Annotated in this window: 12 protein-coding genes; 6 read left to right on the top strand and 6 right to left on the bottom strand. The window is 43.7% G+C overall.

Features of this window, described 5'->3' with window-relative positions:
• Positions 1-467: 467 nt before the first annotated feature.
• The 4 genes from CCS90_RS04635 to CCS90_RS04620 form a co-directional block, all read right to left on the bottom strand.
• Complete coding sequence (locus tag CCS90_RS04635) at positions 468-749, bottom strand: hypothetical protein (protein ID WP_099018315.1); 282 nt, start codon at positions 747-749, stop codon at positions 468-470.
• A 91-nt stretch (positions 750-840) separates the two neighbouring features.
• Positions 841-1,263: a hypothetical protein gene (locus CCS90_RS04630; protein ID WP_133566481.1), complete on the bottom strand. Its 423-nt coding sequence runs from the start codon at positions 1,261-1,263 to the stop codon at positions 841-843.
• 210 nt (positions 1,264-1,473) lie between these two features.
• On the bottom strand, positions 1,474-1,773 hold the full coding sequence (locus tag CCS90_RS04625) for a hypothetical protein (protein ID WP_099018313.1): 300 nt from the start codon (positions 1,771-1,773) through the stop codon (positions 1,474-1,476).
• Between the two features lie 104 nt (positions 1,774-1,877).
• Positions 1,878-2,342 (bottom strand): SRPBCC family protein, encoded by a 465-nt coding sequence (locus CCS90_RS04620; RefSeq protein WP_133566480.1) that lies wholly within the window; start codon positions 2,340-2,342, stop codon positions 1,878-1,880.
• Positions 2,343-2,562: 220 nt separating this feature from the next.
• On the opposite strand from CCS90_RS04620, the gene CCS90_RS04615 reads away from it, so the two are divergent.
• The gene (locus tag CCS90_RS04615) at positions 2,563-3,525 is read left to right on the top strand and encodes an integron integrase (RefSeq protein ID WP_099018311.1); all 963 of its coding nucleotides are present in this window, start codon (positions 2,563-2,565) and stop codon (positions 3,523-3,525) included.
• Positions 3,526-3,588: 63 nt separating this feature from the next.
• Here CCS90_RS04615 and CCS90_RS04610 read toward each other — a convergent pair whose 3' ends face one another.
• Positions 3,589-4,716: a patatin-like phospholipase family protein gene (locus CCS90_RS04610; RefSeq protein ID WP_162846809.1), complete on the bottom strand. Its 1,128-nt coding sequence runs from the start codon at positions 4,714-4,716 to the stop codon at positions 3,589-3,591.
• Here CCS90_RS04610 and CCS90_RS04605 point away from each other — a divergent pair.
• From CCS90_RS04605 to CCS90_RS04595, 3 genes are read left to right on the top strand one after another with little or no spacing between them, the layout of a single operon-like run.
• Positions 4,715-5,662, top strand: a complete 948-nt coding sequence (locus CCS90_RS04605; RefSeq protein WP_099018309.1) for an alpha/beta hydrolase family protein — start codon at positions 4,715-4,717, stop codon at positions 5,660-5,662. The genes CCS90_RS04610 and CCS90_RS04605 overlap by 2 nt on opposite strands.
• The gene (locus tag CCS90_RS04600) at positions 5,659-6,000 is read left to right on the top strand and encodes a TraR/DksA family transcriptional regulator (RefSeq protein ID WP_099018308.1); all 342 of its coding nucleotides are present in this window, start codon (positions 5,659-5,661) and stop codon (positions 5,998-6,000) included. The genes CCS90_RS04605 and CCS90_RS04600 overlap by 4 nt, the downstream gene beginning before the upstream one ends.
• Before the next feature lie 11 nt (positions 6,001-6,011).
• Positions 6,012-7,289 carry a cation:proton antiporter gene (locus tag CCS90_RS04595; protein WP_162846808.1) on the top strand — a complete coding sequence of 426 codons (1,278 nt, stop codon included), beginning with the start codon at positions 6,012-6,014 and terminating at the stop codon, positions 7,287-7,289.
• Positions 7,290-7,301: 12 nt separating this feature from the next.
• Here the strand turns inward: CCS90_RS04595 and CCS90_RS04590 are convergent, their stop codons facing one another.
• Complete coding sequence (locus CCS90_RS04590) at positions 7,302-9,440, bottom strand: diguanylate cyclase (RefSeq protein ID WP_099018306.1); 2,139 nt, start codon at positions 9,438-9,440, stop codon at positions 7,302-7,304.
• A gap of 314 nt (positions 9,441-9,754) precedes the next feature.
• Here CCS90_RS04590 and CCS90_RS04585 point away from each other — a divergent pair, with 314 nt between their 5' ends.
• Together CCS90_RS04585 and ppa are read left to right on the top strand one after the other, a co-directional pair.
• Positions 9,755-11,263 carry a YifB family Mg chelatase-like AAA ATPase gene (locus CCS90_RS04585; RefSeq protein ID WP_099018305.1) on the top strand — a complete coding sequence of 503 codons (1,509 nt, stop codon included), beginning with the start codon at positions 9,755-9,757 and terminating at the stop codon, positions 11,261-11,263.
• 108 nt (positions 11,264-11,371) lie between these two features.
• Positions 11,372-11,920 carry an inorganic diphosphatase gene (gene ppa / locus CCS90_RS04580; protein ID WP_099018304.1) on the top strand — a complete coding sequence of 183 codons (549 nt, stop codon included), beginning with the start codon at positions 11,372-11,374 and terminating at the stop codon, positions 11,918-11,920.
• Positions 11,921-12,321 lie beyond the last annotated feature (401 nt).

Genomic DNA, 12,321 nt, shown 5'->3' with positions numbered 1-12,321 from the left:
AGCTTACACCAGCACTGGAATAGCCCACAAACCATCAAAACCTGACCAGCAGATCATGTCTGCAATCGTCAGGCTCGGCTCAAATCTGCCAAAACCACCTCAGAACAGCTTAAAAACCGACTTCATCAAAAAAATGGCCTCATTGCTATGAAATAGCAGTTCAACTTAATCAATTATTAGACACAATCCGCTCTAAAAACTTGGTTTTTAGTTTCTAAGTAATGCATGTCCCTGATTAGTTTTCTTCTATCAAGCTTTTTAGCTAATGAAGTTAAAGGTTGATCCACCTCTTTAGTAAGCCGAATACTTGTAATACCCATGAAATGCTCCAACTGTAGTGACTTGTATTACATACTAATACAAAAATAAATTAAGAGCCAGATAAATTTATAACGCCAAAATCAGCTGCGCGTTTTTTTGCGTCGGCTGGATTTTATTGTTATATGCCACTTCACCGAAAAAAATCATCATTTAAACCTAAAAACAATTATCATAATAATCAAAAATAAAAACATACTAAATGAAATATAATTTATTGGTTTTTGATGATTGTTTATAAAAACGCTAAGTTTCTCACGAACGTCATATGGTGTAATAAAATATTTTTCTAAAAAAATAATTGAAATGAATATTACGACTCCTGCTAAAAATTCAGGATTGCCAGAAAATGCTGCAATTAAAGAAAATAATATTGCACCAATAGTTCCTGCAATGACTATAACAGATCTCTTTTCCTTTTTTTCTTCCATTAGATTTTATATTCTACCCACATAACGCCAAGCTTTGCGGCTTACCGAAGCGTAGCACAGGTAAGTCCGAAACAGCGCCTTGTTAAGCGCACTAATGTTTTTGCTGAAATTTTGAGTCATGTCTAACCACATAATATTTTACCTTGAGTTGCTCGCTCAAATCTTTACTTGAAATTTCTTTTAATTGAATATACCACTCGTCTTTAATTTCATCAATATAGTCAGCGTGCTGTAGGTTCGCGAAATTTATATGCTTTGTCTCATATTCTCCTTTAACTACATCTAATACATCAGCTTCATGGGTGTACCAAAAAGAAACAGGAATGCATTCATCTGATTCGCAACCGCTCGCGGGATAATAGCCTGTAAACTCTGTTTTATTAACTTTAACAACCAAAAGTAGTTGATCGGATGGGACATCAAAACCATTCACAATAGTAGTATTTGGTTTATCAAATGTACTCATACAGCCAAGTAGGCTAAAAACCGAAATCAAAAGTATGATTTTTTTCATGAGCTTAACGTTTGAGTGCACCCATCTCATCCCGAGAGGGCGCTTCCGATTGTAAGATGTGCTTCCGAATCACGAAAGAAGTTTCTACCACGCAGCGGGGATGAGATTGGCGTGCCACGACTTGTTCGGCACATGGATTTTCTTGGGCGGCTCGAACTGCCCCAGTGCACCCGAATAATTCGAAAGTTGTTCTGCGCTCCGCGACACGCCTCACTGATCGAGAGGATATTCATCGCGTTTGAGTTCTTCAAGAATTTTGTCGCGCTTCCCCAAGCACCAGAACACAATCCAATCGGGATACTCGTCGATGTCGTGCTCGATCTGTATCCCATCGGAAAAAAATGGAATTATTCCGCGTTTCCGTATCGCGGAGATCCTAGCTCTCGGAAAATTGAAGGTTCCTTTCATCACCACGTTCAGGGTCAAACCATTCTCCTCCAGACGGAGCTTAGCAAAAGGCCAAGTGGCATTGAAGAAATTGATTCGGGCTCCTCCGGTAAATTCTTTCACGTCGTTAGTTCCTAGCCGAACGCTGAAGATAAGCCGCGCCGGAGCGCGCAGCGCGGAGGGAACCAAAACCGCTCTTTGGTTTTGGCGTCGGCTTCATCGCCTTGTTAGGCATCACCGCCCACGGCCCTCTTGGTTAGGTTTGTCAGCACTGCAGCCCATGCAAAATTGCAAAAGGGCAGGAACTTCGCGCCTTCCTGCCAGCCGAGGTGTTTCAGTTTTAACACGGTTTGAATGGGAAATTCGGCGGCCCATTTCTGCGTGGCCGGGACTGAAGTGGATCGGCTTCCGATATGGAATTGTATTTCTGTGCCCGTCCATTCCGACGCCGGTACATCTGGAGGATGTTTGCTAATGCATTTCCATCGAATGAGTGCGGGCTGCGATTCCAACACCAAGAATTGAACGACTCCATGCTCAGGGCCGGGCGAATGCTCGAAGACAACACCTTCGGAAGTATCGACTTTGGTCTGTTGATCCCACCAAGTGCTGATTCCCTCAGCAGACCTGAGAAGTTCATATATCCGCTCTGGGGCAGCATCGATCCAAACTTCGTGTTCAATCTTTCCCATGATGCTCCTCGTGAGGCCTAACAATTTATTATAGGTGCATTTATGCATACTATCATCTGTTTACCTTGTTATAAATGCATTAAAAAAATCATGATATTATCATAAGTTGTTGATTTCTTACATGATAGGAAATTATTTAATGCATCTATAGTAGGTTATAGACGGATATAAATGCACGATTGCACTCATATCAGGTAAATTCTTAATAAAAGTGCATTTTATGAAATTATTAGATCAAGTGTCAGTGAAGTGTCGATTTTTGCATCACAGTAAGAATACCGAGGCTACGTACATTTACTGGATTAAAAAATACATACTTTTCCATCAGAAAAAGCACCCAAAAGAATTAGGGAAAAAAGAAATTGAAGCGTTTTTAACACACTTGGCTGTTGTGAGAGAAGTGGCCGCATCAACCCAAAATCAAGCTTTTAATGCATTGTTATTTTTATACAAACAGGTGTTAGGTATTTCATTGGAAAATCAAAACATCAATGCATTAAGGGCCAAGCAAAGGGTTCGATTGCCAGTAGTTTTAAGCACTCAAGAGGTCAGCACTGTGATGGACTGTATGCCAGATAATATATATTGCTGGATTTTAAAAACAATATATGGTTGTGGGTTGCGGTTGAAAGAGGCTTTGAATTTGAGAATCAAAGACATTGATTTTGCTTACAATCGAATGGTGATATGGGACAGCAAATCTTTGTCAGACAGAAGTCTGCCTTTACCGCAAAAAATGATTCCAACCTACAGAAAATTAACCAATGCCAACAAAATCCTACATGAACAGGATTTAAAAGGTGGATTCGGCAGTGTCCAGATGCCCCGTGCATTGGCCAGAAAATACCCTAACGCTGATAAAGAATTTAAATGGCAGTTTTTGTTCATGATGAATCAGGTCTCAAAAGACCCCAATTCTGGCAAAATCAGGCGCCACCATGTGTTGCCCAGCACCTTCAGCAGAAATTTAAAACAAGCAGTCATCAAATCAGGGGTCAATAAAAAAATCACCGCCCATACATTCAGGCATTCTTATGCCACGCATCTGCTGCAAGCGGGCACAGACATACGAACCATTCAAGAACTACTGGGCCACAAAAGTTTGGAAACAACGATGATTTATACCCATGTGGTGAGAGAGTTGAGTCAACACAATCGTTACAGCCCGCTGGATTGCCTTTAAAACCACACCAACAAAATGACTGCCCAATGTGTTCTGAATGACATGGTTGAAACTGTGAGGCCTTTATTGTGAACTTAAAAATGCTTTGATTTCATCGCTTTGGTTCATCGCATCTTGATAACCCAATTCAATCAAGGCTTTGGTGTAACTCGGTTCAAACAACAAGTAACTCGGCATGCGCCAATCTTTGCCCCAGCCACCTATCATTTTCAATAGTGTTTTCACCGGTCCAGGTATCGCCGGCGCATGGGCTTTGGTGATCTCTCTGACATCAACACTGGGTTTAACCACCAAAGTTTGCACCACCCTTAAATGCCCTTGGTTACGCTGTTCTTCATTCATGATTTCCAGCGTGCGGTTGATGCGTCTTAAACGTGACAAGTCCGCCATCATGGTGTCCATAAATAGGGTGTCCAACATATAACCACCCAATTCACCCATGCTGGGGTACTCTCCAGGTTCTTGTGGAATTTCAATGGGACTTTCATCGCGGGTACCAATCACCAAAATTCGATCGGCGCCCAGATGGATCGCTGGTGACAATGGGGCTGTCATGCGCAAACCACCATCACCATAATATTCATTGCCTATCAATTGGGCCGGAAACAGAAATGGCAGCGCTGTCGAGGCCATGATGTGTTCAACGGTAATGTCTTCGTGTAAACCGACCCGCCGTGTTCGATGCCAAGGGATGGCAGACTCATGGGCCTGGTAAAAACACTTGGCTATGGCCGTGTCATAGGAAGAGGCCGTGATAGACAGTCCATGTAATGCACCGGCATCTATCGCCGGCTGAATGTGTGCCAAATGCAGTTCACGTTTGAGTAACTTGGCCAATGGCGAATTGTCTAACAATGATTTGGGCGGTTTAACCCCAAAACGGCCAAACAACAGCGAACCCAAAACCCTGGCCATGGTTTTATAGACCTGTCTGGCATCGGTGCGGTACACATCGGCACAATGAATATTCGACCAAAAATGGTTCAATCGAGCCGCCCCATGTTTTTGATTTTTCGCATGTGAAGCCATCACCACTGCATTAATCGCTCCTGCTGAAGTGCCATTGATGATATTGAATTGAAAACCCTCAGGCATCATTTCCATGATGGCTTGAATGACGCCCACTTGGTAAGCGCCCCTGGCTCCACCACCTGGCAACATCAATGCAACTTTACGCGCTTCAGTTTTCATGAAACACATTATAAATGTTTTTTGTACGATGGTTTGGTATAGTAATCAATACCTTCATTTAACGGCTGAGCATAAAATGAAATCCAGGGGGATGTTTATATTCGGATTATTGGGCTGCTTGATGGCTGGCACCACAACCGCGGTCCACAAAGCACCTGCTGCTGTCAAACCACCCCAAACCATCGTGTATCCCAGTGTTGCTTCACAAGTCAGTTTTAAATCAGTCACTGAATTGCAAGTTACACAACCCTCGCAAAAAATCATGTACGGCGACAACCCCTTACAGTTTGGTTGGTTATGGCCTGGCGATCATGCCAGCAATAAACCACTGATTGTTTTGGTTCATGGCGGCTGTTGGTTGAACGCTTTTGGGGTTGACCATTCATTTCCAATGGCCACCGCCTTGTCACAAGCTGGACACCCAGTTTGGTCACTGGAATATCGACGCACTGGTGATGAAGGCGGTGGGTGGCCAGGCAGTTTCGATGACATCAAATCAGCCCTGAAAAACCTGGACGCTTTAAATCAACACGGCATCAATACCGAATCAATCATTCTGCTGGGCCATTCTGCTGGTGGTCATCTGGCTTTATTGGCCGCCAGTGAGCTGACTGAAATTAAATTCAAGCAGGTGATAGGTCTGGCGGCCATTACCGACATCAGTCGCTATGCGCTGGGAGAAAACAGTTGTCAAACGGCCACCCCTAAATTCATGAATGGTTTACCGCATGAACAAAGTGCTGACTACCACCAAGCCAACCTCATATACCGCCAATTACCAGCCAGCGTGACCTTACTGCACGGTGATGCCGATCGCATTGTGCCGATCATCCAAACCAAATTACCTGCGGTTAATGTTGAAATAATACCTGCGGCTGGTCATTTTGATTGGGTCCATCCGGGTTCACCAGCGTTTCAAAAATTGTTGACCGTGTTGGACTTATGACTCAACAACAACTGGAATCATTCAAACAACTTTTACTGGACATGCAAAGTGCCCACCAACAAAGGGCCAGCAACAACCTCAATGCGCTTGAAACGGTTGCATTGGATCAGAACCGCATGGGCCGACTCACTCGAATGGATGCTTTACAAGGCCAACAAATGGCCCAAGAAGCCGAACGCAGGCGCCTGTTAAAACTGAAACAAATTGCTGGGGCAATGCTGCGAATTGAGCAAGGTGACTTTGGTTTTTGTTACCGGTGCGACCATGAAATTCAACCAGAACGCTTGCGCTTCGACCCCACCATTACCCGATGCATTCAATGCAGTGAGGTCAGTTAATGGGCGGTGAAATGTTGATTCAAAACGTGATTTTTACCTTGATTGTTCTGATCCTGGCCAGTTTACTGGCTGAACCCTTGTCTCGATTGTTCCGCCTGCCCTTTGTGGCGTTTTTGATTGTCATTGGTTTTATCGGTTCTGAATTGGTGGTGTTTTTTGGATTCGATACTGGCATTCGAGCAGCCAACTTCAATGATTTGGTGTTTTATGTGTTCTTGCCCATCATCATCTTTGAATCGGCCTATCGCATCAATCAACAGGCATTGCGCCAAAACCTGCTGGCTATTCTGATGCTGGCCATCCCGATAATGATCATCTCTGTCGTCATTGCGGCTTTATTGATTTATTGGGGCATTGGTCATGACAGCGGATTTCCGGTTTTTACTGCTTTGGTGGCCGGTGCCTTACTGGTCGCCACAGACCCAATGGCAGTGGTCAGTCACTTGAAAAGAATCAAGGCACCAGAAGAAATCACCACTTTGATTGAAGGCGAAAGTTTATTCAATGATGCCGTTGCGGTGGTTTTGTTCACCTCATTATTAACCATCGCCTTAGAAGTCCAAACGATGAGCGATGCCAGCTCATCGATCAGCGTAGCCTCTGAAATCTTAAACTTTGCTTTGACGTTTTTTGGCGGTTTATTGTTTGGCTTTATTTGTGGCTGTATCGGCGCCTTTTTAAGTTATGTGATTCAAACGCGAATATTGGAAAATGTGCTGCTGGTCTCTGTGGCTTATGGTTCATTCTTGATGGCTGAGGACTACCTGGGTGTTTCCGGTATGATGTCGGTGTTGGCAGCGGGTTTATTGATGAACAAAGCCCATGAAAAATTCATCCCAGCCAGCGATCGAGCATTCATTCATTATTGGTGGGAAGTGATCAGTTTCTTTGCCAATGCCATGATTTTTATTTTGTTGGGCGTCACCATCACCCTCAGCATGTTTGAAGAACGCTGGCTGGCCATGTTAATCGCCATTGGTGCTGTGTTATTGACCAGGGCCATCGCCGTTTTCAGCTTACTGCCTCTGTTTACTTTTAAATCAAGCCATCCAGTGTCGCCAGCCACCCAAAAAATACTGTTTTGGGGAGGCACCCGTGGCGCGGTGACAGTGGCCCTGGCCTTGTCGCTGCCAGTGGAACTTGATGCATGGTGGACCCTTCAATCCATGGCGTTTGGGGTGGTGTTGTTCACCCTGTTTGTTCAAGCCCCAACAGTACCCAGGCTACTACAAATCACCCATCCAAAACACACCAAGAGTCACATCAACCTCATCAAAAAACAGACCTAAGTAAAATCTGCGTTATTTGTTTAACACCCTTAATCGATTGCCATTGACTAAATTTTCAACGTCTTTGATGTCATCGTACGCAATTTTTGGATCGACCAGCTCAAAGCCCATCCAGCGATTTTTGCCAGCATTTTTAGCCTGGTATAAAGCATAATCCGCTAACCGCAAAGCCGCTTCCCAATCTTCAAAATTCAAGTCGATCAAGGGAAAACTGGAGAAGCCCATTGAGCACGTTATTTTGTCATCATGGTCTCTGAACCAAGATTGATTGGCCAAGATGGATTGAAATGATTCGCATTGGATTGATCCATTGTGTGACCCCTTCATTTCTGCTAACCACAGAAATTCTTCCCCACCCCAACGTGCCACCACATCGTTTTTCCCTTTGACTTGTTTAAGGGAACGGGCGAACTGAACCAACACCTCATCACCCCTTTGGTGCCCATAGCTGTCATTGATTTTTTTGAAATCATCGATATCGATATTGATCAAGCACCATTGTTTTTGTGCTTTTTGTTCTTTGGCACTTTCTTCCGCTATCAATTGGGTGATGTAGCGGCGATTCTTCAAGCCAGTTAATGCATCAATTTCAGTTTGTTTTTTCAATTGAGTGTTTAAAGTGGACAACTCAGCATGTTGGTTTTCAATCCGGTTGTTTTTATCCAGTAACATGTGATTGACCTTGCCTCTGAACCGCCAAGATCGCAAAATAAACAACAGCAATAACAACAATGCCGAAACCATGATGGTCATCAAAGTGGTGATTCGACCTTCAAGCTCATTCTTGTGATTGAGCAAATCGATACTTTTTTGTTGCTGAGCCCTGGCCAGTTCAGAATCCATCAAAGCCTGTTTGTTTTTTTCAACTTCAAAAGCAGCCATCACTTCATTGACTTTCTGGGTGGATTCCACATTGGTGATTTCATCATTCAGGGTTTTGAATTCTTTCAGAATTTCATAGGACCTTTGATAATCCTGCTTAATTTCCAATACTTCCAACATTTTGGGGTACAGTTCAACCCGCTTAAGTTTTAAATCCTTTTCAGTAAATGCTTGATGGGCTTGTTCATACAGCGCCAATGCCTGATCATAATTCTTCATTGCTGCATACACATCAGCCCTGGATTTTAGCGATATTCCAAGCATTTCTGAATTCACCGAATCATCCAATTCATCGGCACTTAAATTCAACTGTTCCAAAGCCTTGGCATATTCGCCTCGTTGGTTATAAATAATGCCTAAGTTGTTCCTGGCTTTGGCGGTTGAGTGTTGGAGTTTAAGATTGATATCAATGGATCGTTTCAAATTTTCTATGGCTGGATCATAATCTCCTTTCTCAACCTGGGCAGCGGCCATATTACTGAACAAAGATGCGCGTCTTGAAGTCATCTCGGGTTCTATATCCAATCCCTTTTGACTGTATACAATGCTGTTATCAAAATCTTTAAGACCAAAATACAAGGAACCCAAGTTTTGATAACGATCAGACCTTACAGTAAGGCCATTGTCCTCAAGCATTTTTATCGAATCCAGCATATATTGTGCCGCCAAATCCAATTGAGCTTGTTGCGCATAAACCACCCCAATGGAATTCAATAAATTACTCAAAGTCTGTTTTTTGCTCTTATCAATGTATGTCAATGCTTCAAGAAAATAAGGCTCTGCCAAATTAAATTCTGCTGCAAAATAATGTTTGTAACCCAACTCTTCGTTCAACTCAAACAACGCCAATTGCTGGTTCTTCAGCGCGCTTAATGGAATCAATACAGGAATAATTTCACGGGCTTGGTCAAACAAGTGATTGGTACCTAACTTGCTTTTAGACAATCTGAGTTGATTTAATTTTCTGGCCAATAACAGACCACTGGAATCTGGGTCTAGATTTTCTATCGACATAAAGCGTTCCAATAAGTCAGCTGCTGGTTCATACTGCTTATTTTTCATGTAGGCAGAAACCAACAACAAGCCTGGTTTCAGGTTTTCTTGGCTCACTGCTTTGCCTTGCCAATATTGTTTGGCTTGCGCCAAACCTTGTTCAGGTTCAGTCACAATTAATGCTTGAATCTCTTTGAAGTTTTGTTCACTGGCAGCCACAGCGTTGATAGACAGAGACAGCGAAAAACCCAATACAACCGTTCGAAGGATTGACATAATTACACACACGTTTTAAACCTCAATACAGTATAAATGAGAGAAAATATTTTAAAGCACCCGCAGTAACAAACAGGTCGATTTATTCTGCATTTAACGCAATTAATTCATACCGGAAATCTTATGTCGATAAAATCGCAACAGATGTGACCATTTTTGTTAAAGGAAGGACTGTTTTCAGCAGCATGCCACTCATTTGATGCCTATGTCTTTGAACTTAACACCAATATTTTCCTACAAGCAAGTCAGAAAATGGCCACTGTAAAACAGTGAATAAATTTATACACTGCCTGTTTTGATTGACAATAAAGACAATGACTAAACTGGCGGTGGTGTTATCTAGGGGTGAATTTGGTATTCAAGCACCACAGGTGCGGGTGGAAGTGCATATTTCCAGAGGTTTGCCCGGCTTGAGTATCGTGGGCATGCCTGAGACGGCCGTCAAGGAATCCAAGGACCGGGTGCGGGCTGCCATCATGAATTCAGGTTATGAATTCCCACAACACCGCATCACCATCAACTTATCCCCGGCCGATATACCGAAACAAGGAGGGCGTTATGATTTGCCGATAGCCATAGGGGTGTTGGCGGCATCGGGTCAAGTCAGGCGGGATAAGTTGTTGGATGTGGAATTTGTCGGTGAGTTGGCATTGGGTGGTGAGTTGCGGCCCATTCGTGGTGTGTTACCGGTGGTCAGTGAGGTAGCCACCACTGGCCGAAGTTTGATTTGTCCAATCGATAATGGCATTGAAGCCGCTTTGGTACAGTCATGTGATTGTATGTTGGCCAATAACTTACTGGAGGTCTGTGCTTGGCTGGACGCCATGGATGAGTTGCCCAGAGCTGAATTGAAAGGTTTGAATGTTAACAACCATTGTCCTGATTTGGCCGATGTCAAAGGCCAAGAACATGCCAAAAGGGCTTTGATCATCGCCGCCAGTGGTAAACACAATCTGTTGTTTTATGGGCCACCTGGTACTGGAAAGACCATGTTGGCCAGTCGCTTACCGGGGATATTGCCAGATTTGACCGAAGCCGAAGCATTGGAAACCGCGTCAGTGGCCTCGATCAGCGCCCATGGTTTTGATCCGGCTTGTTGGAGCCAACCGCCCTTCCGCGCCCCGCACCACACCGCATCGGCACCAGCATTGGTCGGTGGTGGCTCAAATCCCATGCCAGGCGAAATCAGTTTGGCACAAAATGGTATTTTGTTTTTAGATGAACTGCCCGAATTTTCGCGTCATGTGTTGGAAGTTTTGCGTGAGCCTTTGGAATCAGGAAAAATCATCATATCCAGGGCGGCGCGAACCGCAGAATTTCCTGCTCGATTTCAATTGTTGGCCAGTTTAAACCCCTGCCCTTGTGGCTATTTTGGTGACCCAGATAGAACCTGTGAATGCTCGGTAGGACAGATTCAAAATTACCGCAACCGCATTTCTGGCCCGCTGTTAGATCGCATTGATTTACAGGTCGAAGTGCCGCGAATTCCGCACAAAACCCTGCGCCAAACCAGCCAAAGCATCACCAGCAGTCAGACCATCAAACAACAAGTCAGTCGCAGCCGACAAATCCAATTAGCGCGAAACAAAGGCAAAAGCAATGCCCAGTTACAAGGCAAGGAAATAGAACAATTCATCCCGCTGTCCGAACCCTTGCTGGATTTTTTGGAACAGGTGGTGGATCAACTGCGTTTGTCCGCTCGGGCTTATCACCGGATCATCAAAGTCAGTCGCACCATTGCTGACTTGGCGGGCAGTGAACGGGTTGCACAAAAGCACTTGGCTGAAGCCATCAGCTTTCGTGGGTTTGATCGCGGTGCTTGATGATGCTTTTACGACCCAATAACAGTCCAAAATATATGCTGAAAAGCATGTACATATCCATTCAGACCGTTATAATACGCGGCTTTTGAACACCGTAAAGGATAAGACATGTCTTTGAAACATATTCCAGTAGGTTCTGATGCGCCGCATGACATCAATGTATTGATTGAAATTCCACGTAATGGCGAAGCCGTTAAATACGAAGTCGATAAAGACTCTGGCATGATCATGGTTGATCGTGTATTGAACACGGCTTTCCGTTATCCTTGTAACTATGGCTTTGTTCCTCACACTTTATGTGGTGATGGCGATCCAGTTGATGTTTGTGTGATTATGCCGATTCCATTGTTACCTGGATCAATCATTAAATGTCGTCCAGTTGGCGTTTTGAAAATGACTGACGAAGGTGGTGAAGATGCAAAAATCATTGCCGTTCCCGTTTCAAAAGTCAGTGGCTTATATCGCCACGTTGCTGATGTCCGTGACATCAATGCAGAAACTTTAGATAAAATTGCGCATTTCTTTGAGCATTACAAAGACTTAGAAAAAGGCAAATGGGTCAAGACTGAAGGATGGGGTGGCGTTGAAGAAGCCAAACAAGAAATCCTTGACTCAATCAAAAACTTTGAAGAAGCGGAAGACAAACCCAACTTTTGATCAAAGGACGTCAAGCAGTCATATTAACCCAGCCCAGTGCTGGGTTTTTTATCTCCATTTATATTATCACAAGCTGTTAAATCTATCCTATCGACACTGGATACCGGCCTTCGCCGGTAAAGCGATTGTTGGACGCCGGAAAGCGGAAAGCCGCCTGATTGCGGTTGAAAATATTCTGTTTTTTTGTATTTTTTTTAAGAAAAAACAGTATTGATTAAAGTAACAAATTCACTTAAAAGACAACAGAAAATCTCAAATATCCGCCTTACCGGCGAAGGCCGGTATCCAGAGTGCTTGGGTTGGTGTAACTGAATAATTTAAATGATATCCTGGTATAAATCTTTCCAAAAGGGATTTAACTTTTCAATCAAGTTAATTTTCCAAGCTCTTTTCCATTCTTT

It is taken from the genome of Marinicella litoralis, assembly GCF_002591915.1.
Taxonomy (GTDB): domain Bacteria; phylum Pseudomonadota; class Gammaproteobacteria; order Xanthomonadales; family Marinicellaceae; genus Marinicella; species Marinicella litoralis.
Note: the sequence above shows the minus strand (reverse complement) of the source record. Positions and strands in the feature narration are given on the sequence as shown.

What these genes read in the sequence shown, in the direction of transcription:
- CCS90_RS04635 (WP_099018315.1), bottom strand. Translation starts at nt 749, where the DNA reads ATGGAAGAAAAAAAGGAAAAGAGATCTGTTATAGTCATTGCAGGAACT.
- CCS90_RS04630 (WP_133566481.1), bottom strand. Translation starts at nt 1,263, where the DNA reads ATGAAAAAAATCATACTTTTGATTTCGGTTTTTAGCCTACTTGGCTGT.
- CCS90_RS04620 (WP_133566480.1), bottom strand. Translation starts at nt 2,342, where the DNA reads ATGGGAAAGATTGAACACGAAGTTTGGATCGATGCTGCCCCAGAGCGG.
- CCS90_RS04615 (WP_099018311.1), top strand. Translation starts at nt 2,563, where the DNA reads ATGAAATTATTAGATCAAGTGTCAGTGAAGTGTCGATTTTTGCATCAC.
- CCS90_RS04605 (WP_099018309.1), top strand. Translation starts at nt 4,715, where the DNA reads ATGAAACACATTATAAATGTTTTTTGTACGATGGTTTGGTATAGTAAT.
- CCS90_RS04610 (WP_162846809.1), bottom strand. Translation starts at nt 4,716, where the DNA reads ATGAAAACTGAAGCGCGTAAAGTTGCATTGATGTTGCCAGGTGGTGGA.
- CCS90_RS04600 (WP_099018308.1), top strand. Translation starts at nt 5,659, where the DNA reads ATGACTCAACAACAACTGGAATCATTCAAACAACTTTTACTGGACATG.
- CCS90_RS04595 (WP_162846808.1), top strand. Translation starts at nt 6,012, where the DNA reads ATGTTGATTCAAAACGTGATTTTTACCTTGATTGTTCTGATCCTGGCC.
- CCS90_RS04590 (WP_099018306.1), bottom strand. Translation starts at nt 9,440, where the DNA reads ATGTCAATCCTTCGAACGGTTGTATTGGGTTTTTCGCTGTCTCTGTCT.
- CCS90_RS04585 (WP_099018305.1), top strand. Translation starts at nt 9,755, where the DNA reads ATGACTAAACTGGCGGTGGTGTTATCTAGGGGTGAATTTGGTATTCAA.
- ppa (WP_099018304.1), top strand. Translation starts at nt 11,372, where the DNA reads ATGTCTTTGAAACATATTCCAGTAGGTTCTGATGCGCCGCATGACATC.